Here is a 21651-nt window from a genome sequence, read left to right as displayed (position 1 = left end):
CGGGGGGCTATGTCGATGCAGATGCCGGGGCGAGATAGGCAATGACGGTGTCACCGGCCTCCGCCGTTACCCCGGTGTTCGAGGCGAAGGGCAGCAGGCGCTGCTCGTCCTTCAGCAGCAGCACCGGCTCGCCGCCGCCAGCCAGATTCTTGCGATAGGCGGCGTAGCCGAATTTCTCGGTCAGCTTGGTGCGGGTGAAGCCCCAGCCGGCGGCCTGGCGGTTGAGCAGTTCGTCGATCGGCGCGCCGCTTTCGAGCAGCGCCCGGCCCCGGCCCTTGATCGCCGCGTCCGGGTTGGGGGCGACGCGGACGATCTTGTCCGGCCCCAGTTCCGGGCCGAGATCGGCCGAGATCAGTGCATTGTAGGCGTCGTTGTCGGTTGCGGCGATCAATAGCTGATACTGGCCGAGGTCGAGATGATCCTGCGTCACCTCGTCCAGAATGTCGCCGCGATAGACGGCGAGGTCGCGCTTGCGGGCGGCGCGCAGCGCGAATTTGCTGGGATCGGCGATGGTCACCGGGATGCCGGCGGCCTGCAGCGTCGCGCCGAGTTCTATCGTCCAGTCATTGGCGCCGACGATCATCACCCCGTCGCGCTCCGACGACCAGATGCCCAGCCGCTGCGCCACCCATTTGGCGGAAAAGCCGTGGGCGATGATCGTCGCGACAACGACGCCGAAGCTGAGCGGTATCAGCGCGTTGGCATCCGGCACGCCGAATTCGGTCATCCGGATCGCGAACAGGCCGGTGATCGCCACCGCGACGACGCCGCGCGGCGCGATCCAGGCGATGAACAGCCGCTCTCGCCACGGCATCGACGAACCGAGCAGGCTGATCAGCACGGTCAGCGGCCGGACGACGAACAGCAGCAGGATGAGGAACACCAGGAAGCGCGCCTTGAACGCGCTGACCACGCCCCAGTCCAGCGTCGCCGGCATCAGGATGAACACGCCGGAGACGAGCAGGACCGCCAGATCCTCCTTGAACCGGCGCAGGGCGTGGCCGGAGAGCAGCGGCTGGTTGGCGATGACGACGCCCATGATGGTGACGGTGATCAGCCCGGTCTCGTGCTTCATCACGTCCATCGCGACGAAGCCGGCGATGACGGTGACCAGCACCACCGGCACCTTCAGATATTCCGGGATCAGCCCGTGGCGGAACAGCCAGGTCAGCCCGAAGCCAAGCCCCGCGCCGGTGAAGCCGGCGACGAGGCTGGCCGCCGCGACGTCCGCGGTGATCGGCAGGATGCCAACGTCCGGCCCCTGATAGGTAACATAGGCGTAGATCGCGACGGCGAGCAGCGCGCCGATCGGGTCGTTGACGATCCCTTCCCATTTCAGCGTGTTGCGGACCCGCGCCGGCACCCGCAGCGTGCGGAGCAGCGGCCCGATCACCGTCGGCCCGGTGACCACCATGATCCCGCCGAACAGCGCCGAGACCGGCAGCGACAGCCCGGCGCCGTAATAGGCCGCCGCCGTGCCCAGCGCCCAGCCGATCGGCACGCCGAGGATGGTCAGGCGCAGCACCGGGCCGCCGGCCAGCCGCAAATCGCGGAAATTGAGGCTCAGCCCGCCTTCGAACAGAATCACGGCGACCGCCAGCTTGATGATCGGCCCCATCAGGAGGCCGAAATCGCGGTTGGGGTTGATGATACCGCCCGGCACGACGAGCGCGCTGACCGGCCCGGCCAGGAAGCCGGCGATCAGCATCAGCCCGATCGCCGGCTTGCCGATCCGCCACGCCAGCCATTGCGCGCCGATGCCGAGCACGCCGATCAGCGCGATCTTCACGATCAGGGACTCGAACAGCATGGCCCGGCGCTATGGCAAGGCAGGCGGCCGGGCACAAACGAAACCGGCCCACTTCGCGATCACGAAGCGGGCCGGCGCTGTGTGCATCCGGTCAGAATTTGCCGCGGACGGTAACGCCATAGGTGCGCGGTTCCGCCAGGAAGGCAGAGAATATCTGCCGCCCGCCCGGATAGCCCGGATCGGTATAAGGCGCGCCTGTCGCGCCTTCCTGGAACGGCGCGTTGAACGCCACCTGGGCATAGTTCTTGTTGAACAGGTTCTGGCCCCAGACCTCGATCGCCCAGCCCTCGTTCGGGCCGCGGATGCCGATGCGGCCGTTGACCAGCGCGTAGCCGTCCTGCCCCTTTTGCGGGAACAGGTCCGACCCGGTATTGTAGTCGCTGGTCATGCGGGTGTCGAAATAGACCAGGCCCGACAGGCCGGAATTGCCGATCGGCGGGGTCCAGGTGAAGGAGCCGGTGGCGACCACCGCCGGCGCGTTCGACAGCCGCTCGCCCGGCAGCATTCGCAGCGCCTGATCCAGCGGCGCACCGCTGCCGTTGCCGACCAGGTTGTTGCGGTAGTGGGTGTCGGCATAGGTCAGGCCGGCCGCGACCTGCAGATAGGGCGACGGGCTCATCACCGCTTCCAGCTCGACGCCCTGCGAGACGACGCCGTAGCCGACATCGCCGGCCGCGCAGGCGCCGGTGGTATTGGCAGGGCTGCGGTCGGTCGCCGTCGGCGCGATATAATTGGGTGCATTACTGAATTTGTTCTGGTCGCGGTCGCCGCCGGCCAGGTCGGCACCGCAGCCGTTGACGTTCTGGACGATGAACACCGAGCCGTTGAACGTGTTCAGCTGGAAGTTCGAGAATTGCTGGCGGAAGGCGGCGAGGTTGAAGGTGAACCGGCCGAACGAGAATTTTCCGCCGATTTCGTAGGCGTTGACCTTTTCCGCATCGAACTGGAGGTTGCCGACCAGCGCCTGGGCCCCGGCGGCGCCGCCGAACGGCAGCAGCGGATCCTTCATCGCCGAGCGATCGAGGTTGAAACCGCCCGCCTTGTAGCCGCGCGCATAGCTTGCGTAGACGAGGGCGTTGTCGGTTACCTTCCACGACAGGATCGCGGTGCCGGTCAACTGGTCCTCGCTGCGCTTGTCGTTGACGGTAACGCCGTTGATCTCGCTGCTCGAATTGCCCTGGCAGGTCAGCGCGATCAGCGCGCCGGCGATCGGCGCCAGCGCGGCGTTGGCGAGGAACGGCCCCATCGCCGCCTGCTGCGCCGGGCAAAAGGTGTTGTTGTTGTTGAAGGTGGCGTTGAACCGCTTCTTTTCCGTCGTCCAGCGCGCGCCGAGGGTCAGATCGATGCGGTCGGACAGGTGGATGATGTTGTGGGTGAAGATGGCGAAGTTGTTGCTCTTCTGCCGATAAAGGTCGTTGTTCCCGCCGACTTCGCGCACCGCGTCGAGCCGGTCGAAGCCGGCCAGCACCGCTGGCCCGGCCACCGGGCCGAGCGCGCCGGGCAGGGCCGAGACCAGGAAGCCGCGGCCGGTGGCGCTGATGCAGCCGGTCGCCGTCGGATCGTAGAAGGCGGCGAGCGGGCTGCCGGTAACGACGCGGCAGGTGGCGAAGCGCCCATAGTCGCGGCCAAACTTCATATTTTCGGTCAGGTCGAGCGTCTCGTTGGCATAATAGCCGCCGACCAGCCAGTCGAGCCGGTCGTTGAACGCCGAACCCTGCAGTCGCAATTCCTGGCTGAATGTCTTGAACTCGCGATTATACGCGTCCTTGCCCGGATCGCGGTACAGAATGTCGACCTGGCTGTAGTCGGTATCGGACCCCTGGTCGGACGCGTAGTTGCGATAGCCGGTGATCGACACCAGCCGGGCGCCGCCGAAATCCCAGTTCAACTCGCCCGACACGCCCCAGTCCTGCGTCTTGCCGGCGTAGCTGCGACCCTGCGACACGTAGATGTTGCGGTCGTAGGGATTGGCGGTGAAGGCGGCCATGTTCTGGCCGAGATCATGCATCACGCGAATGATGTTGTTCTGCGCCGGGTCAAGCAGCCCGCCGACCGACGGCTGTTCCGCCGAACGGACGAAGGCGGCGGCGCAACAGGCCTCGTCGCGCTTCGAATAGTCGCCGATCAGCCGGAAGCTGATGTCGCTGGACGGTTCGAACAGCAACTGGCCGCGCAGGAAGTAGCGGTCGCGGTTGTTGACCCGGGTGTCGTTGACGACATCCTTGTAGAAACCGTCGCGCTTCACGTAGACGCCGTCCAGCCGCGCGGCGATCGTTTCGCCGAGCGGGCCGGTAACGCTGCCGCCCAGGCGGTAATAGTCGTAATTGCCGTAGGTCGCCTCGGCGGTGGCGCCGAACGAGAAGCTGGGCTTCTTGCTGACGATGCTGAGCATGCCCGCCGATGCGTTGCGGCCGCCGAGCGTGCCCTGCGGCCCGCGCAGCACCTCGACCCGCTCGATCTCACCCAACTCATTCAGGCCGATGCCGGAGCGGGAGCGGTAGACGCCGTCGATGAACACCGCGACCGAGCTTTCAAGGCCGGGATTGTCGCCGACCGTGCCGATGCCGCGGATGCGGGCGGAGCCGTTGGCCTCGCTGCCCGTCGACGACACCAGCAGCGACGGCGCCACCTGGTTCAACTGGCGGATATCGTTGGCGCCGCTGTTCTGCAGCGTTTCGGCGGAGACCGCGGAGATCGCTACGGGCACGTCCTGAAGCTGCTGGGCGCGGCCCTGAGCGGTGACGATGATGTCGGCACCGCTATCCGGCTCCGGCGCGGGCTGTTGCGCGAGGGCCGGCGCGGCGAGTGCTGCGCAGGCGACCGTGAGCATCCAACCAGATTTGGGCATAGCACTCTCCATCCAACCGCACATTCGTGTCTGTGCCTTCAGAATAGCGCGCTGTTGCCAAAGAAACATCCGCCAAACGGCGGGAATCCGGGGTTTGCGCGAAAGTGCGCTGTTATTGCCACAGTAAAGCGGATTGACGCTACGGCATCCACGGATCGCGGTTTCGACACGATCAACAACCTATGCTTGCGCAGTTTCATCCGTGACTGTCGGCGCGGCCAGCGGGAACCGGTTTTCCCTACGCATTTCAACGCACCACGGCGGCAGGATATGAAAAGGGCCGGTGTGCGTCGCCGCTGTCAACCCGGAATTGGACGGCTGGCGGCCCGCCCTATCGCGGTGCCAGCACCATCAGCATCTGGCGCCCTTCCATGCGCGGGTGGGCCTCGACCTTGGCGATTTCGTCGGTGTCGCCCTGAACGCGCTGGAGCAGTTGCATGCCGAGCTGGCCGTGGCTCAGTTCGCGGCCGCGAAAGCGCAGCGTCACCTTCACCTTGTCGCCGTCGGTGATGAACTCGATGATCTTCTTCATCTTGGTGTCGTAATCGTGATCGTCGATGTTCGGACGCATCTTGATCTCCTTGATCTCCTGCGTCTTCTGCGACTTGCGGGCGAGGTTCGCCTTTTTCTGCGCCTCGTACTTGAATTTGCCGACATCGAGGAACTTGGCGACGGGCGGGTCGGCGTTGGGCGACACTTCCACCAGGTCAAGCCCGACTTCGGCTGCCTGCTCGATCGCCTCGCGCGTGAACATCACGCCCAGATTTTCGCCATTCTCGTCGATCACGCGTACCTTGGGCACGGTGATGAATTCGTTGAAGCGCGGCCCGTTGGCCGGCATCGGCGCCAGGGGGCGCCGCGTCATTGGAGGACGTATAACCTGATCTCCCTAGTGGTGAGCGGCGCGCAATCTAATGCCTCCGGCGCCGAATGGGAAGGCGGCGCGACATCTTTGTCGCAAGGTGCGGCAATTCTACACGCTCGCCGAGCCATTCCCGGTGAGCTGGGACTGGAGCGCCTGCGTTTCGGGCTGCTGCTCGCGCGGGAGCGGGACGGGGCTGCGCGAGGCTAGGCATCCGCGACGATCCGCGCGACGGCGGCGAAATCGGCCGCGACATGCCGGGCGCCGAGTCCGCGCAGCAGATCGGCATGCCCCGGCCCGCAATGCCGGCCGGCGGTGAGACCGACGACGATCCCCCCGGAAGCGGCGGCGCCGGTGACGCCGACCGGCGAATCCTCGACGATCACCGTCCGCGCGATTGGCACGCCCAGTGCCCGCGCCGCCAGCAGGTAGATGTCGGGGGCCGGCTTGCCGCGCGCGACATGTTCGCGCCCGCTGAAGATCAGCGCCGGGTCGAACGCGTCGGCCAGCCCGACATGAGCGAGATGGGCGGTAATCCATGCCGTGGAGCTCGACGACGCGATCGCGCGCGGCAGACCGGGCGGCAGGCCGCGCACGAACGCAGCGGCGCCAGCGACCGGCGGCACGCCTCGTGCCAGCACCCGCGCATCCTCCGCATCGCGCAGCGCGTGGAAGCGCGGCGGGATCGGCCCGCCGATCCATGTCTCGATCGCGGCATGGAAGGCGGTGCCGCTCAGCCCCATGAAGCGGGTCATCGCCTGATCGACGCCGGTCGGATGGCCGAGCGCCGTCAGCAGTTCGGCGAGATGGCGGTTGCCCTCATATTCGCTTTCGACCAGCACCCCGTCGAAATCGAGGATCAGTCCGGCAGCGGCCATCAGCGCGCGCCGAACAGGGCGGTGCCGACGCGGACGTGGGTGGCACCCAGCGTCACCGCCGTCTCATAGTCGCTGGACATGCCCATGCTGAGCCCGGCCAGGCCATTGTCGCGCGCCAGCTTGGCGAGCAGCGCGAAATACGGGGCCGGCTCAAGCTTCAGCGGCGGCACGCACATCAGCCCGACGACCGGCAGCGCCGCCGCTTTCGCGCTGGCGAGCAAGGCGGGCAGCTCGGCTATAGCGCAGCCGCCCTTCTGATCCTCAGCGCCTATATTGACCTGGACGAACAGGGGCGGCCGGCGGCCGGCGCGGTCCATCGCCTTCGCCAGCGCGGTCACCAGCGACGGGCGGTCGAGCGAATGGATCGCGTCGAACAGCGCGACCGCGTCCTCCGCCTTGTTAGATTGCAACTGGCCGACGAGATGGAGAGCGATGTCCGGCGTCTCTTCGCGCAGTTCCGGCCATTTCGCCCGCGCTTCCTGCACCCGGTTCTCGCCGAATACGCGCTGGCCGGCGGCGATCAGCGGGCGGATCGCGGCGGCGGCATGGGTTTTCGACACGGCGACCAGCGTCACCGTGTCGGTGGGGCGGTTGGCGGTGGCGGCGGCGCGGGCGATGCGCGCGTGGGTTTCGGCAAGCCTGGCGGCGGGGTCGTCTGCGGTCATGGCGGTGCTATAGGAAGGCGGATGCGTCCCCGCCAGCCCGCCGCCGCCCTGCCCCGCCTGTGGCTGATGACCGACGAACGGCTGGGCGACCGGCTGTGGACGGCGATCGCCCGGCTGCCGCGCGGCGCCGGCATCGTGTTCCGCCATTACCGTACGCCGGCGGCGGAACGGCGGGCGTTGTTCGCCCGGCTGGCGGCAATTGCCCGGCGCCGGGGCCTGGTGCTGGTCGCCGGCGGGGCGGTGCCGCCGGGCTGGCGCGGGCTGGTCCATGGCGGCGGCAAGGCCGGGCGGCCGCACACCGCCCCCGCCCACAGCCGGCGCGAGGCGATCGCCGCGATCCGCGCCGGCGCGGTGCTGCTGTTCGCCTCACCGGTCCACCCGACCCGGTCGCATCCCGGTGCGCGAGCGCTCGGCCCGGCGCGGCTGGGCCTGATGATCCGCGACCTGCCGGTGCCGGTCGTCGCGCTGGGCGGCATGGACGCCCGCCGCGCGCGGGCGCTAGCGCCGCTCGGCATCCATGGCTGGGCGGCGATCGACGCCTGGGCGGCGGCGGATGCCGCGGGCGTCAGCCGGCGCTGAGCAGCAGCTTGCCGTCGCCTTCGTCGACATGGACGGTTGCCCCGTCCTTGACCTCGCCCTTCAGGATCAGGTCGGCGAGCGGGTCCTGCAGATATTTCTGCACCGCCCGCTTCAGCGGCCGGGCGCCGTAGACCGGATCGTAGCCGACGCGGCCGAGCCAGGCGCGGGCGCCGTCGGTCAGCGCCAGCGTCACCTTGCGGTCGGCCAGAAGTTTCTGGACGCGCGCCACCTGAATGTCGACGATCGGCCCCATATGCGCCTGCGCTAGCCGGTGGAACAGGATGATCTCGTCCAGCCGGTTCAGGAATTCCGGGCGGAAATGGGCGCGGACGATGTCCATCACCTGCGGTTCCACCTCGCTTAGCGGCTGATCGTCCGGCATCGCCGCCAGCACCTGGCTGCCAAGGTTGGAGGTCAGGATGATCAGCGTGTTGGCGAAGTCGACGGTGCGGCCCTGCCCGTCGGTCAGCCGCCCGTCGTCGAGCACCTGGAGCAGGATGTTGAACACATCGCCGTGCGCTTTCTCCACCTCGTCGAACAGGATGACCTGATAAGGACGGCGGCGGACCGCCTCGGTCAGCACGCCGCCTTCCTCGTAACCGACATAGCCGGGCGGGGCACCGATCAGCCGGGCGACGCTGTGCTTCTCCATGAACTCGCTCATGTCGATGCGGACCATCGCGTTCGGGTCGTCGAACAGGAATTCGGCGAGCGCCTTGGTCAGCTCGGTCTTGCCGACGCCGGTCGGGCCCAAAAACAGGAAGCTGCCGAGCGGCCGGTTCGGGTCCTGCAGGCCGGCGCGGGCGCGGCGGACGGCGGCGGAGACCGCCTTGACCGCATCTTCCTGCCCGATCACCCGCCTGCCGATCTGCTGTTCCATCTGCAGCAGCTTCTCGCGCTCGCCCTCCAGCATCCGGTCGACCGGAATGCCGGTCCAGCGGCTGACGACCGAGGCGATGTCGTCGCCGGTTACTTCCTCGCGCAGCATCGCGCCAGCGGTCGCCTGAGCGGCGTCGGCGATCTGCTTTTCCAGCGCCGGGATGACGCCGTAGGATAGCTCCCCCGCCCTGGCGAGGTCGCCGGAACGCTGGGCCTGCTCAAGCTGTTGGCGGGCGCCGTCGAGCTGTTCCTTGATCTTGGCCTCGCCAGCGATCTTCTCCTTTTCCGCCTGCCAGCGGGTGGTGAGCGCGGCCGACTGTTCCTCCAGCCCGGCCAGTTCCTGCTCCAGCTTCGCCAGCCGGTCCTTCGAGGCGGCGTCGCTTTCCTTCTTCAGCGCCTCGCGCTCGATCTTCAGCTGGATGATCCGGCGGTCGAGCCCCTCGATCTCCTCCGGCTTCGATTCCACTTCCATGCGCAGCCGCGACGCGGCCTCGTCCATCAGGTCGATCGCCTTGTCGGGCAGGAAGCGGTCGGTGATGTAGCGGTTGGACAGCGTCGCCGCGGCGACGATCGCGCCGTCGGTGATGCGGACGCCGTGGTGAAGCTCGTATTTTTCCTTCAGCCCGCGCAGGATGGAAATCGTATCCTCCACCGTCGGTTCGCCGACGAACACCGGCTGAAAGCGGCGCTGGAGAGCGGCGTCCTTTTCGACATGCTTTCGGTATTCGTCGAGCGTCGTTGCGCCGATGCAGTGCAGCTCGCCGCGCGCCAGCGCTGGCTTCAGCAGGTTGGACGCATCCATCGCCCCTTCCGACTTGCCGGCGCCGATCAGCGTGTGCATCTCGTCGATGAACAGGATGACTTCGCCCTCGGCGGCCTTGACCTCGTCGAGCACGCCTTTCAGCCGTTCCTCGAACTCGCCGCGATATTTGGCGCCGGCGATCAGCGCGCCCATGTCGAGCGCCATCAGCCGCCGGTCCTTCAGCGTGTCGGGCACGTCGCCGTTGACGATGCGCAGCGCCAGCCCCTCGGCGATCGCGGTCTTGCCGACGCCGGGCTCGCCGATCAGCACCGGGTTGTTCTTGGTCCGCCGCGCCAGGATCTGGACGGTACGGCGGATTTCCTCGTCGCGGCCAATAACCGGGTCGAGCTTGCCGTCGCGCGCCGCCTCGGTCAGGTCGCGGGCGAATTTCTTCAGGGCGTCGTAACGGTCCTCGGCCGACTGGGTGTCGGCGGTGCGGCCGCCGCGCAGGCTGTTGATCGCGGCGTTCAGCCCGTCCGCCTTGACCCCCGCCGCCGCCAGCGCCTTGCCGGCGGCGGTCGTCGTCGCCAACACCAGCGCGAGCAGCAGGCGTTCGACGGTGACGTAGGAATCGCCCGCCTTGTCGGCGACCTGTTCGGCCTGGTCGAGAACGCGGACCGCGTCATTGTCCAGCCCTGGCGTCTGTTGCGCGCCGCCGCCGGACACCGCCGGCACCTTGGCCAGCGCGGCATCGGTGTCGCGCAGCGCGGTGTCTGGCACGCCGCCAGCGGCGCGGATCAGGCCGGAGGCCATGCCCTCCTTGTCCTCAAGCAACGCCTTCAGCAGATGCTCGGGGCTGATCCGCTGATGGTTCATGCGGATCGCGACGGTCTGCGCCGACTGGAGAAAACCCTTGGCGCGGTCGGTGAATTTCTCGAGGTTCATGCAACTCCCCTTCGACAGGCCAGCGATATGGTGTTGCCTAAACGCAACACAAGATTAGACTGAAAGGGTTTTAAGGACCATCGGCACGAAATCCGGGTCGCCATTCTCGATCAGTGCGCCGTCGAGCTTCAGCCGGGCGAGGCCATGCGCCAGCGCCCAGCAGGCTATGACCCGCGCTTCCGTCCGCGGATCGGTCTCGGGGTCGCCGCCGATCGCCTCGACGACGACGGCGAAGCAGCGTTCGCCCGCCTCCTTCAGCGCCGGGTCGTCGCGGTCGAGCAGATTCTTGCGGAACATCAGGTCGAAGCGGGCGCGCTGGGTCAGGGCGTAGCGGATATAGGCCTGGCCCATCGCCAACCGCTTCTCGACCGGGTCGGCGATTCCGGCCGTCGCCGCCCGCGTGACATCGGCAAGGGCGTTGAAGGCATGGACGGCGACCGCGGTAAGCAGGCCGCGCGCGTCGCCGAAGTGATGGGCCGGCGCCGCCGCCGACACGCCGGCGCGGCGCGCTGCCTCGCGCAGGGAAAAACCCTCGACCCCGCGCTCGGCGATGATCTCCTCGGTCGCGCGGATCAGCGCCGCGTGCAGGTCACCATGGTGGTAGCGGTCCCGCGCCAGCGCATCGGCATCCCGATCCCCAACGGCTTTGTCCTCTCCGTCCATCGCTTCATCTATACATTGTTCAGACTACACCGGCAAGGACCGCCCGCCTACTTGGCCGCCGGCGGCGCCTTGGGCTGGCCCGGCGCGAACACCGCGCCGAAATAATCGCCCTGGTACCAGAGCGGCACCGTGTCGGCATCGGCCATCGCGCGGGTGATTCGGTAATTGGCCTCGGCGAAGCGGGCGCCGGCTTCCCAGTCGATCGGCTGCTGCATGTCGTCGCCGCGATTGTGGTAGTTGCCGGACAGGAACTTGCGCCATTGCTCGCCGCCGCCATTGGCGAAGCCGGTGGCGAGGAACACCGCCGGCACCCCCTGCTTGACGAACATATAGTGGTCGGAGCGCACGAAGATGCTCTCCTCCGGCATCGGATCGGGGGCGAGGGCGAGGCCCATCGGCGCGACCGCCCCGGCGACGAGCGGCCCCAGCGTCGAATGATCGGCACCGAAGGCGACGACGTCGGTGAACGGATAGAGCAGCAGCGGCATGTCGAGGTCGACATTGCCGACGATGCTCGCCGCCGGCACCGTCGGGTGGCGGGCGAAATAGTCGGCGCCGAGCAGCCCCTTCTCCTCGCCGGTCGAGGCGAGGAACAGGATCGAGCGGCGGGGCTCGTCCTGCGCTTCGGCGGCGGCGCGGGCGACTTCCAGCATCGTCGCGATGCCGGCGGCGTTGTCGAGCGCGCCGTTGTTGATCCTGTCGGTTTCCGCCGTGTCGCCCGGTTTGGCCGGGGAGACGCCGATATGATCGAGATGCGCCGACAGCACGACATACTGCCCGGCGAGTGCCGGATCGGACCCCGGCAGGACTGCCGCGACATTGGGACTGGTGACCCGTGTCACCGTCGCGCTCTGGGTGACCCGCGCGCTGGTTTTCAGTGCGAAACCTTTCGGCCGGCCGCCGGCCTTGTCGGCCTCGGCCAATACGGCCTTCAGGCTTTTCGGGGCGCCGGCGAACACCGCTTCGGCCACCGGCGCGTTGAGCAGGGCGCCGCCCTTCATGCCGTAGCTGCTGTCGAACGGCTTGCCGTCCGGGCCGACCCAGGTGACGCTCGGGTTGCTGGCGAAGCGGACGCGCTGCGCCCAGGGCCGGGTCTTCGCCGCCTGCAGGGTCGCGATGCTGAGCCAGCCGATCGCGCCATGGCGGGCGGCGGCTTCGGTCTTGCTGGCGGACAGATGGGCGCCGATCTCGCTCGGCATGCCCTTGGGGTAGCCGGACAGGGTGACGACGATCTTCCCCTTCACGTCGAGGCCGCGATAATCGTCGATCCCGGCGACCTTGTCCTCGATGCCGTAGCCGACGAACACCAGCGGCGCCGAAATGGCGTAGTTGGGGTCGGGCACGTCGACGCTGACCAGCACGTCGGTCGCGTGCGTCCACTGCCTTTCGCCGGCCGGCCCGGTGATCGTGACCGTGCCGGGGGTGGCGCCGGGGACGCTGCGCTGAAAGGTGATGCGCTGATACCAGTCGCCGTTGTCGCCCGCCGGCTTCAGGCCCATCGCCTCGAACCGGGTGGCGACGTAGCGCGCGGCGATCTCGTGCCCGGCGCTGCCGAGGTCGCGCCCCTCCAGCAGGTCGTCGGACAGGAAGGCGACATGGGCGCGCACCCCTTCCGCGGAGAACGGCGCCGCGGCTGGCGGCGGGGTCTGCGCGGTAGCAGCGACGGCAGCGCAGGCCAGCAGGCCGGCGGCCAGCGAACGGCTGTATCCCATGAATATATATCCTCTTTTTCCGCCCGTCGGGCGGGAAGCCTCGACATTGGCGACGACGATAGCGCGCGGCAAGCGGGTTCGTCGATCCATCGCCGGCGCGGGGTAAAAGCGGGCCGGCTACCGCCACTCGATTGCGCCGCCCGGTGCCTTGGCTAAGAGTAGCGGCTTGATCGTTCGAGAGGTTGTCCGAATGCGCCGTTTCACCCTGCTGCTGGCCGCGCTGACGCTCGGCACCGCCGCAACCCCGGCCTTTACCCAGGCCGACAGGCCGGCGCCGCTGGCCGCGCTGATCGGCGATGTCGCCATTCCGCACGAGCAGTTCACCCTGGCCAACGGGTTGCGGGTGCTGGTCCATACCGATCGCAAGGCGCCGATCGTCGGCGTCACCGTCTATTACGACGTCGGGTCGAAGCACGAGCCGAGCGGGCGCACCGGCTTCGCCCATCTGTTCGAGCATCTGATGTTCGGCGGGTCGGAGAATGTGCCGAATTTCGACGAGCCGTTGGTCGCAGCCGGATCGACCCCGACCAACGGATCGACCTGGTTCGATCGCACCAATTACGTCGAGACGGTGCCGACCGGCGCGCTCGATCTGGCGCTGTTCATGGAATCCGACCGAATGGGCCACCTGCTCGGCGCGGTCAGCCAGGAGAAGCTCGACGCCCAGCGCGGCGTCGTCCAGAACGAGAAGCGGCAGGGCGACAACCAGCCGTTCGGGCTGGTCGAATATGCCAAGATCGCCGGCACCGTGCCGGCCGGCCACCCCTATGGCCATTCGACGATCGGATCGATGGCGGACCTGGACGCCGCCAGCCTCGACGATGTGAAGGGCTGGTTCCGTCAGCATTACGGGCCGAACAACGCGATACTGGTGCTCGCCGGCGATATCGACGCCGCGACGGCGCGGCCGCTGGTCGAGAAATATTTCGGCGACATCCCACGTGGGCCGCAGCAGGGGCCGATCGCGGTGACGGTGCCGACCCTGCCGAAGCCGGTCGCCGAGACGATGAAGGACCGCGTCGCCAACACCCGGCTGTACCGGGTATGGACGGTGCCGGGGCTGAACGACCCCGACGCGGTGCCGCTTGGTATCGGCGCGACGGTGCTGGGCGGGCTGGCCAGCTCGCGGCTCGACAACGCGCTGGTCCGCGAGGAGAAGCTGGCGGTCGCGGTCAGCGCTTATGTTGAGCAATTCGCGCAGATGGGCTGGTTTACCGTCCAGGCCGACGTCAAGCCCGGGGTCGACCCGGCGCTGGTCGGCCGGCGGCTCGACGCGCTGATCGCCGATCTGGTCGCCAACGGGCCGAGCGCCGACGAGGTGCAGCGCACCGCGATGCGCGCGGTCGCCGGCAGCGTCGCCGGGCTGGAAAATGTCGGCGGCTTTTCCGGCAAGGGCGCGACGCTGGCCGAGGGGCTGCTCTATTCCGGCACGGCCGACCAGTATCAGCGCGATCTGGCCGCCTATGCCGCAGCGACACCCGAACAGGTGCGCGCCGCGCTCGGCCGCTGGCTGAACCGGCCGGTCTATGCGCTGAGCGTCGTCCCCGGCCCGCGCGACGCCTATCAGGAGGCGGGCGCGGCCACCGGGCCGGGGCCGCGCTTCTATCGCGGGCCGGACGGTGTCGGCGGCCCCGCCACCGCCGCCACCGCCGTCGACCGATCGACCTTGCCGCCGGTGGCGCCGGTGACCGACTTCACCTTTCCGACGGTCAGCCGCGCCCGACTCTCCAACGGCATCCCGATCGTCTATGCCCAGCGCGACGCGGTGCCGGTGACCCGCATGGTGCTGAGCTTCGACGCCGGCGCCGCCGCCGACCCGGCCGGCCGGCGCGGGACCCAGACGCTGGCGCTGGCGCTGATGGAGGAAGGCACGACCAGCCGTGATTCGATCGCGATCGCCGAGGCGCAGGAGCGGCTGGGCGCCAGCATCGACACCGGCGCGTCGCTGGACAACACCGCCGTCACCCTCAGCACGCTGTCGGCCAACCTGGCGCCGGCGGTCGCGCTGTTCGCCGACGTCGTCCGCAACCCCGCCTTCCGCCCGGCCGAGGTGGACCGGCTGCGCGACCAGCAACTGGCTGCGATCGCGGCTGAGATGACCAGCCCGGCCGGGCTGGCGGCGCGCGCGCTGCCGCCGTTGCTGTTCGGCGCCGACCATCCCTATGGCAAGCCGGGCGGCAGCGGCGACCCGGCGGCGGTCAAAACGCTGACCCGCGCCGAGTTGGTCGGGTTCCACCGCGCCTGGATCCGCCCGGACAAGGCGACGCTGTTCGTGGTCAGCGACCGGCCGCTCGACGAGGTGCGCGCGGCGCTCGACGCGCAATTCGCCGACTGGCACGGCGAAGGGGCGCCCGGCACCAAGAATTTCGCGGTGCCGGTGCCGGCGCCACGCGAGCGCATCGTGCTGATCGATCGGCCTGATTCGCCGCAATCCTATATCGTCGGCGGTGAGGTAACCGCGCTGACCGGCAGCGACGACATCGTCGCTGTGCAGGCGGCGAGCGCGGTGCTGGGCGACAATTTTCTGTCGCGGCTCAACATGGACCTGCGCGAGACGAAGGGCTGGTCCTACGGCGTGTCCGGCCGGTTCGACCGGCTGGCCGGGCCGGTGCCCTACCGGGTGTCGGCGCCGGTGCAGGCGGACAAGACCGGGCCGGCGATCGCCGCGCTGCGCCAGAACATCGCCGCCTTCCTGACCGACAAGGGGGTGACCACGACCGAGCGCGACCGCACCATCGAAGGGCTGGTCCGCCAGTTGCCGAGCAGCTTCGAAACCGGCGCGGCGGTGCTGGCGGGCATGCAGTATAATGCGTTGTTCAAGCGCCCGGACGATTATTATTCGACGCTGGCCGGGCGCTACCGCGCGCTCGACGCGGCGGCGATGGACAAGGCGATCCGGGCGGCGATCGATCCGCGGCATTTCGTCTGGCTGGTCGTCGGTGACGCCAAGACGGTCAGGCCGCAGCTTGACAGCCTCGGCCTGCCCGTCGAGGTGTTGGCGGCAAAGTAGCAAGCACCAAGGGAGTTACAGGCATGGCCGGACTGGATGGCGAATGGGATTGCGTTACGAAATCGCCGCTTGGCGACCAGAAGTCGGTGCTGACGGTCAAGACTGCGCCGGACGGCACCTGGACCGGCGACAATGCCGGCGCGCTCGGTGCGCTGGCGGTGCTCGACGGCACATATGAGGGCAACACCCTGACCTGGAAGATGGACATGAAGGTGCCGCTGCCGATGACGCTGGAATGCACGGCGACGATCGACGGCGATACGCTGACCGGCGGCGTCACCGCCGGCGCGTTCGGCACGTCGCCGATGAGCGGAACCCGCAAGGCGTAGGCCGGGTTCGGCGGCGCCTTCAAAGCCAGGCGCCGCCTCCCGGACCGAACGCTTCTTCAGCTTTTCAGAAGAACAGCCGGGTGGTGTGGCCCATCTTGCGGCCGGGGCGGGCCGCGCCCTTGCCGTAGAGGTGGAGGTGGAGCGCCGGATCGGCGAGCAGCGCTGGCCAGTCGGCCGCCTCGTCGCCGAGCAGGTTGCGCATCTCCACCCGGCGGGCGGCGAGGGCGGTGCTGCCGAGCGGCAGGCCGCAGACCGCGCGGATGTGGTTCTCGAACTGCGAGGTGATCGCGCCCTCGATCGTCCAGTGGCCGCTGTTGTGGACGCGCGGCGCCATTTCGTTGAACACCGGCCCGTCCGGCCCGGCGAAGAACTCGACCGCCAGCACCCCAACATAGTCGAGCGCCGCGGCAAGGCGGGTGGCGATGGCGATCGCCGCCTCCGCCTGTTCGGCTATGTGGCCGTCGGCCGGCACCGTCGACTGCGCCAGTATCCCGGCTTCGTGCCGGTTCTGCGGTACGTCCCACGAGCAAGTTGCGCCGTCGGTGCCGCGCGCGACCAGCACCGAGAATTCCTGGTCGAAGCGGACGAAGCCTTCGAGGATCGCCGGGCGGTTGCCGATCGCCTGCCACGCCGCCGCGGCGTCGCCGGCGCTGGCGAGCCGCGCCTGCCCCTTGCCGTCATAGCCGAAGCGGCGGGTCTTGAGGATCGCCGGTGCGCCGATCGCGACGAGCGCCTCGTCCAGCGCGGCGCGGCTGTCGACCGGCGCGAACGGCGCGGTCAGTGCGTCATGGTCGCGGGCGAACCGCTTTTCCGCCAGCCGGTCCTGCGCCACCTCCAGCGCCTGCGCGCCGGGCCTGACCGGGCAGTGCGGCGCAATCGCGGTCACCGCGCCGACCGGCACGTTCTCGAATTCGTAGGTGACGACATCGACCGTGCGGGCGAAGGCGACGAGCGCGTCTTCGTCGTCCCAGGCACCCTGGGTCCAGCGCGCCGACACGTCGCCGGCCGGGCCGCTGGCCTCCGGTGCGTAGATGTGGCTGCGATAGCCGAGGTCGGCCGCCGCCATCGCCAGCATCCGCCCCAGTTGCCCGCCCCCCAATATGCCGATCGTCGCACCCGGTGGGATCGGGCTCATTCGGGCGACTCCGCGACATCAGCCGTCTGGCGCGCGCGCCATGCGTCCAGCCGGCCGGCGAGCGCCGGGTCGGCATTGGCGAGCAGCGCGGCGGCGAACAGCGCGGCGTTGATCGCGCCGGGCCGGCCGATGGCGAATGTCGCAACCGGCACGCCGCCGGGCATCTGGACGATCGACAACAGGCTGTCGAGGCCGCTCAGCGCCTTCGATTCGACCGGCACGCCAAGCACCGGCAGCCGCGTCATCGCCGCCGCCATGCCGGGCAGATGGGCGGCGCCGCCGGCACCGGCGATGATCGCTTGCAGCCCGCGCCCGGCCGCGCCCTTCGCGTAAGCGTAGAGGCGGTCGGGGGTGCGGTGGGCGGATACCACCCGGGTTTCGTGCGGAATGCCGAGCGCGGCCAGGATGTCGGCGGCGTGCCGCATGGTTTCCCAGTCGGATCGGCTGCCCATGATGATGCCGACCACCGGCGCCGCGTCTGCCATTGCTGCCCCTCTTAGCGGCCCGGCGGCACGCCGGGCGGCGAAGCGGCGCGTTTTACTGTCGCTCCGCCGCGCTGGCAATGGCGAGTCCCGGTTTGGCGCGGTGCCGGCGCAACAATGTCGCTCTTATACTATAGAAATCCCCGGCGGCCGCTTATAAGCCTCGCCACGAAAGGGGGGTCCAGGGAGCATCAGGCATGGCGCGCAGCGTGAATGACAACCGGACCACGGACGCCGAAGCGCTGGAGGCGGAGAACACCACCTTGCGCATGGCGGTCGCCCAGCTGGTCGAGCGAGTCGCCGAGCTTGAGCAGATCGCCGACACCGACACGCTGACTCCGCTCGCCAACCGCCGCTGCTTCCTGCGCGAATTGCAGCGGGTGGCGCGGCAGGTATCCCGCTACGGCCACAGCGCGGCGGTGCTGTTCATCGATGTCGACGGGCTGAAGGCGATCAACGACACCTACGGCCATTCGACCGGCGACCGGGTTCTCGTCCATGTCGCGCGGATCCTGCGCGAGCGCGTCCGCGCCACCGACATGGTCGCGCGGATCGGCGGCGACGAGTTCGGCGTGCTGCTGGAGCGGGTGGACGCGGAAGCGGCGCGCGAGAAGGCGCTGGCGCTTTGCGCCGCGATCGCCGGAAACCCGCTCGATTCGATCGCCGTCGCGGTGTCGATCGGCATGGCGCCGATCCTGCCGGAGGACCATGACGAGGCGACGTCGGCCCTCGCCCGCGCCGATTGCGACATGTACGGCAGCCGTCGCGAGGTCAGGCTCTCTCGTTGAGATAATAGCGGTCGACGGCGGTGAGCGCGTCGTCCAGCTCGTAGACGATCGGCTGGCCGGTGGGGATTTCGAGGCCGGTGATCTCCGCGTCCGGAATCGCCGACAGATGCTTGACCAGCGCGCGCAGCGAATTGCCGTGGGCGGAGATCAGCACCCGCTGCCCGGCCTTCAGCGCCGGCGCGACGCGGCTGTCCCAATAGGGCAGCACCCGCGCGATCGTGTCCTTCAGGCTTTCGGTCGCCGGCACCGCGACGCCCGCATAGCGACGGTCGCTGCTCAGATCCCACCGGCCGCCCGCTTCCATCGGCGGCGGCGGCACGTCGAAGCTGCGCCGCCAGATCCTGACCTGCTCGTCACCGTGCTTCGCCGCCGTCTCCGCCTTGTCGAGGCCGGTCAGCCCGCCATAGTGCCGTTCGTTCAGCCGCCAGTCCTTCTCCACCGGCAGCCACAGCCGGCCCATCGCCTCCAGCGCCAGGTTCAGCGTCTTGATCGCCCGGGTCTGGACGCTGGTGAAGCACTGGTCGAAATCCAGCCCGCGCGCCGCCAGCAGCTCGCCGGCCGCGCGCGCTTCCGCCACGCCCTGGTCGGTCAGGTCGACGTCCCACCAGCCGGTGAAGCGATTCTCCAAATTCCAGGCGGACTGACCGTGGCGGATGAGCACGAGGGTGGGCATGAACGGTCGAGATCCTTCGTCGTTGTTGAAAACAGTCAGAGCGCGTCGATCATCGCCGCGAGATTGTCGAGGCAGGCATGGGCCAGCGTCTTGCAGCGCGCCGGCGACCAGCCATGGACCGGATCCGCATTGTCGTCATGGTCCTTGAACGGCATTTCCAGCGTCATCGACACCGCGCCGAAGCGCTCGGCGAGCTGGTTGGTCGACATCGACAGATTGGCCTGGCCGGCGGCCGCGACGACATAGCCCTTCTCCAGCTGGAAATCGGGGGTGCGGGCGGCTAGCGTCTCGCGGAACCGGGCGTAGAGCGCGGCCTTGGTCGGGTCGAACGACGGTATCCCCTCGAAACCGGCGACGAAATTGGCGGCGATCGCCTCGTCGCCATGCACGTCGATCGCGAAGGCGACGCCGGTTTCGTCCATCGCGTTGCGGACCGCCAGCACTTCCGGGCTGCACTCCGCCGTCGGCGCGTGCCATTCGCGGTTCAGGTTCACCCCGGCGGCGTTGGTGCGCAGATGGCCGCGGGCACTGCCGTCCGGGTTCATGTTGGGGACGATGTGAAACGTCGCCTTCTCACGCAACAATCGCGCGGTGGCGTCGGCCGGGTCGGTCAGCTTTTCCAGCGCGCCTTCCATCCACCATTCCGCCATCGATTCGCCGGGGTGTTGGCGGGCATAGAGCCAGACCGGTTTCGGCCCGTCGCCCAGCGTCAGGCAATCGAGCGGCCGGCCGTCGAGGGTGCGGGCCAGCTCGCGCTGACGGACGCCGGGCAGCGCCGCCATCCGTGCGACCAGATCGTAATGGCGCTCCATCGAATAGGGTGCGAAATAGGCGATCCACAGCGCGTTGCCGGCGGGGGTGTGGCGGATGGTCAGGACATCGTCGGCATAGGTTGTTTCGGCGAGCGTCCAAGTCTCTCGATCCTCGCTGACCCGCGCCCGATAGCCGGGCCAGCCGAGCGGATAGGCGGAACCGGCGCAGTTGACGATGCGCAGTGTGATCGGCCGCCCTGCCGCCCCGGCGACGCGGAAATGGAACCACTGGTAGAAATCGGACTGATGGTCGGTGACGATTTCCAGGTCGGCGCCGCTGTCGGTAAGGGTGAGGACGCGAATATTGCCGCTGTCGAAGCGGCTGGTGATGCTGAGAGTCATTTCACCCTGATAGTGCGCCCCGACTCTCCCGGAAAGTCCCTGAACAGTGCCTCGGCCAGACGCGCCGCGGTGGTCGCCGGCTGGGCGCCCGCCGAGCCTTCCTGTGCATCGGTCTCGGCGCGGCCTTCCCAGACCACGGTCTGGTCGGCCCGGCGCTTCAGCTGCACCGACAGGCGGGTGCCGACGATGACGCCGCCGCCTTTCTTGCCGAGGCCGAAGCTGATCCCGCCGCCAACGCCGCCCCGATAGCCGCCGGTGCCGCCGCCCAGGCCGATCGACACTGGCGAGCGGCGCGGCGGGCCTTCGCGGCTGTCGCGCTCTATGGAGAGGACGGCGACGAACAGGCTGGTGCCCAGCCGTTCGGCCGGGACATAGCCGACCCGCTGCAATTCGCGCTGCACCGCGCCCGCATAGGTGCGGAACTCAAGGCTGTTGGCGTCGCCGCCGGCGACCGGCTCGACCATCGCGCTACCGCGTTCGAGCGCCTGGTTCAGGTGGAAGCGGGTGGCTTCGACCGGGGAAGGCCCGGTCGCGCAGGCGCCGAGCGCCAGGAGCGGGAAAAGCGGAAGGAGCGAGCGGAACGAGCGCATGGCGAACTCCGACTACGATACGGTGGTACACTGAGCGCAACGTATCGTAGCCGGAACAGGGCGCAAGGATTCGTTTGTCCGCCCGGCGGCGCGACCTTGACTTGGCGTGCCCCGACCGATAGGCGGGCCGCTCAAATTTCCAGCCAGATTCGAGCCGAAAATGAAGATCCGCAACTCGCTCAAGTCCTTGAAGGACCGGCACCGCGACAACCGCGTCATTCGCCGGCGCGGGCGCACCTACGTCATCAACAAGACCAACCGGCGGTTCAAGGCCCGCCAGGGCTGAATTTGTCCGGGCAGGGCAGCCTGGCCGTCATCCTCGATGTCGGCAACGTCCTGTTCACCTGGGACCCACGGTTTCTCTACGAGCGCCTGATCGCCGACGATCGGGCGCTCGCCGCGTTTCTGCGCGACGTCGTCACCCCGGAATGGCATTTCCAGCACGACGCCGGCCGCCCGTTCGCCGAAACGCGGGCGGAGCTGACCGCGCGCTTTCCCGAACATGCCGCGCTGATCGCGCTATGGGGCCCGCGCTTCAACGACAGCCTCGGGCCGCCCGTGCCCGGGATGATCGCGCTGGTCGAGGAACTGGATGCGCGCCGCGTGCCTCTGTTCGCGATCACCAATTTCTCCGGCGAATTCTGGATACCGTTTCGCCAGCGCGAGGCGGCGCTGTTCGACCGGTTCCGCGGCATAGTCGTTTCCGGCGACGAGAAGCTGGTGAAGCCCGATCCGGCGATCTATCGCCTCGCGCTCGCGCGGTTCGGTGTGGAGGCAGCGGATGCGCTGTTCGTCGACGATCGCGCCGACAATGTCGCCGGTGCGCAGAGCGTCGGCATGCGCGGCCACCATTTCACCGATGCTACGGCGCTACGCGCGGAATTGACCGCGCTCGGACTGCTCTAGC

General features: G+C 68.6%; 19 protein-coding genes. 6 read left to right on the top strand and 13 right to left on the bottom strand.

The window, feature by feature from the left end:
* Nucleotides 1-7: 7 nt before the first annotated feature.
* From E4A53_RS09235 to E4A53_RS09215, 5 genes are all read right to left on the bottom strand, one after another.
* Nucleotides 8-1810 carry a cation:proton antiporter gene (locus E4A53_RS09235; RefSeq protein WP_239018224.1) on the bottom strand — a complete coding sequence of 601 codons (1803 nt, stop codon included), beginning with the start codon at nucleotides 1808-1810 and terminating at the stop codon, nucleotides 8-10.
* 91 nt (nucleotides 1811-1901) lie between these two features.
* The gene (locus E4A53_RS09230) at nucleotides 1902-4658 is read right to left on the bottom strand and encodes a TonB-dependent receptor (RefSeq protein WP_136162814.1); all 2757 of its coding nucleotides are present in this window, start codon (nucleotides 4656-4658) and stop codon (nucleotides 1902-1904) included.
* A gap of 331 nt (nucleotides 4659-4989) precedes the next feature.
* Nucleotides 4990-5523, bottom strand: coding sequence for a translation initiation factor IF-3 (gene infC / locus E4A53_RS09225; RefSeq protein WP_136162813.1), 534 nt, complete (start codon nucleotides 5521-5523; stop codon nucleotides 4990-4992).
* 203 nt (nucleotides 5524-5726) lie between these two features.
* The gene (locus tag E4A53_RS09220; RefSeq protein ID WP_136162812.1) at nucleotides 5727-6398 is read right to left on the bottom strand and encodes an HAD family hydrolase; all 672 of its coding nucleotides are present in this window, start codon (nucleotides 6396-6398) and stop codon (nucleotides 5727-5729) included.
* Nucleotides 6398-7063, bottom strand: coding sequence for a YggS family pyridoxal phosphate-dependent enzyme (locus E4A53_RS09215; RefSeq protein ID WP_136162811.1), 666 nt, complete (start codon nucleotides 7061-7063; stop codon nucleotides 6398-6400). The genes E4A53_RS09220 and E4A53_RS09215 overlap by 1 nt, the downstream gene beginning before the upstream one ends.
* A 21-nt stretch (nucleotides 7064-7084) precedes the next feature.
* Between E4A53_RS09215 and E4A53_RS09210 the strand changes: the two genes are divergently transcribed.
* Nucleotides 7085-7642 carry a thiamine phosphate synthase gene (locus tag E4A53_RS09210; protein WP_168694344.1) on the top strand — a complete coding sequence of 186 codons (558 nt, stop codon included), beginning with the start codon at nucleotides 7085-7087 and terminating at the stop codon, nucleotides 7640-7642.
* Here the strand turns inward: E4A53_RS09210 and clpB are convergent.
* From clpB to E4A53_RS09195, 3 genes are read right to left on the bottom strand one after another with little or no spacing between them, the layout of a single operon-like run.
* The gene (gene clpB, locus E4A53_RS09205) at nucleotides 7629-10208 is read right to left on the bottom strand and encodes an ATP-dependent chaperone ClpB (protein WP_136162810.1); all 2580 of its coding nucleotides are present in this window, start codon (nucleotides 10206-10208) and stop codon (nucleotides 7629-7631) included. The two genes, E4A53_RS09210 and clpB, sit on opposite strands and share 14 nt — an antisense overlap.
* A gap of 54 nt (nucleotides 10209-10262) precedes the next feature.
* Nucleotides 10263-10871 (bottom strand): TetR/AcrR family transcriptional regulator, encoded by a 609-nt coding sequence (locus tag E4A53_RS09200; protein ID WP_136162809.1) that lies wholly within the window; start codon nucleotides 10869-10871, stop codon nucleotides 10263-10265.
* 47 nt (nucleotides 10872-10918) lie between these two features.
* Nucleotides 10919-12583, bottom strand: coding sequence for a M28 family metallopeptidase (locus tag E4A53_RS09195; RefSeq protein ID WP_136162808.1), 1665 nt, complete (start codon nucleotides 12581-12583; stop codon nucleotides 10919-10921).
* Nucleotides 12584-12773: 190 nt separating this feature from the next.
* Between E4A53_RS09195 and E4A53_RS09190 the strand changes: the two genes are divergently transcribed.
* Together E4A53_RS09190 and E4A53_RS09185 are read left to right on the top strand one after the other, a co-directional pair.
* Nucleotides 12774-15593, top strand: a complete 2820-nt coding sequence (locus E4A53_RS09190) for a M16 family metallopeptidase (protein ID WP_136162807.1) — start codon at nucleotides 12774-12776, stop codon at nucleotides 15591-15593.
* 23 nt (nucleotides 15594-15616) lie between these two features.
* On the top strand, nucleotides 15617-15922 hold the full coding sequence (locus E4A53_RS09185; protein ID WP_136162806.1) for a hypothetical protein: 306 nt from the start codon (nucleotides 15617-15619) through the stop codon (nucleotides 15920-15922).
* Between the two features lie 64 nt (nucleotides 15923-15986).
* Here E4A53_RS09185 and E4A53_RS09180 read toward each other — a convergent pair whose 3' ends face one another.
* Both E4A53_RS09180 and purE read right to left on the bottom strand, forming a co-directional pair.
* A complete protein-coding gene (locus E4A53_RS09180; RefSeq protein ID WP_136162805.1) occupies nucleotides 15987-17057 on the bottom strand; it encodes a 5-(carboxyamino)imidazole ribonucleotide synthase in 1071 nt (356 codons plus the stop codon).
* Nucleotides 17054-17542 carry a 5-(carboxyamino)imidazole ribonucleotide mutase gene (gene purE / locus E4A53_RS09175; RefSeq protein ID WP_136162804.1) on the bottom strand — a complete coding sequence of 163 codons (489 nt, stop codon included), beginning with the start codon at nucleotides 17540-17542 and terminating at the stop codon, nucleotides 17054-17056. The genes E4A53_RS09180 and purE overlap by 4 nt, the downstream gene beginning before the upstream one ends.
* A 194-nt stretch (nucleotides 17543-17736) precedes the next feature.
* On the opposite strand from purE, the gene E4A53_RS09170 reads away from it, so the two are divergent.
* Nucleotides 17737-18327, top strand: a complete 591-nt coding sequence (locus E4A53_RS09170) for a diguanylate cyclase (RefSeq protein ID WP_136162803.1) — start codon at nucleotides 17737-17739, stop codon at nucleotides 18325-18327.
* On the opposite strand, the gene gpmA is transcribed toward E4A53_RS09170, so the two are convergent.
* Genes gpmA through E4A53_RS09155 form a run of 3 tightly spaced genes read right to left on the bottom strand, consistent with a single transcriptional unit; the run spans nucleotide 18311 to nucleotide 20744 of the window.
* The gene (gpmA, locus tag E4A53_RS09165) at nucleotides 18311-19000 is read right to left on the bottom strand and encodes a 2,3-diphosphoglycerate-dependent phosphoglycerate mutase (RefSeq protein ID WP_136162802.1); all 690 of its coding nucleotides are present in this window, start codon (nucleotides 18998-19000) and stop codon (nucleotides 18311-18313) included. The genes E4A53_RS09170 and gpmA overlap by 17 nt on opposite strands.
* 35 nt (nucleotides 19001-19035) lie before the next feature.
* The gene (locus tag E4A53_RS09160; protein ID WP_136162801.1) at nucleotides 19036-20154 is read right to left on the bottom strand and encodes a M14 family metallopeptidase; all 1119 of its coding nucleotides are present in this window, start codon (nucleotides 20152-20154) and stop codon (nucleotides 19036-19038) included.
* Nucleotides 20151-20744 carry a DUF4136 domain-containing protein gene (locus tag E4A53_RS09155; RefSeq protein ID WP_136162800.1) on the bottom strand — a complete coding sequence of 198 codons (594 nt, stop codon included), beginning with the start codon at nucleotides 20742-20744 and terminating at the stop codon, nucleotides 20151-20153. The genes E4A53_RS09160 and E4A53_RS09155 overlap by 4 nt, the downstream gene beginning before the upstream one ends.
* Before the next feature lie 160 nt (nucleotides 20745-20904).
* Here E4A53_RS09155 and ykgO point away from each other — a divergent pair, with 160 nt between their 5' ends.
* The gene (ykgO, locus tag E4A53_RS09150; protein WP_003046794.1) at nucleotides 20905-21030 is read left to right on the top strand and encodes a type B 50S ribosomal protein L36; all 126 of its coding nucleotides are present in this window, start codon (nucleotides 20905-20907) and stop codon (nucleotides 21028-21030) included.
* Between the two features lie 2 nt (nucleotides 21031-21032).
* Entirely contained in the window at nucleotides 21033-21650 is a 618-nt protein-coding gene (locus tag E4A53_RS09145) for an HAD family hydrolase (RefSeq protein ID WP_206366287.1), read from the top strand.
* Nucleotide 21651: the final 1 nt, after the last annotated feature.

The sequence above is a fragment of the Sphingomonas flavalba genome, from assembly GCF_004796535.1.
Lineage (GTDB): Bacteria > Pseudomonadota > Alphaproteobacteria > Sphingomonadales > Sphingomonadaceae > Sphingomonas_L > Sphingomonas_L flavalba.
The sequence above is the reverse complement of the archived record's forward strand: the minus strand, read 5'-3'. Positions and strand labels throughout refer to the sequence as shown.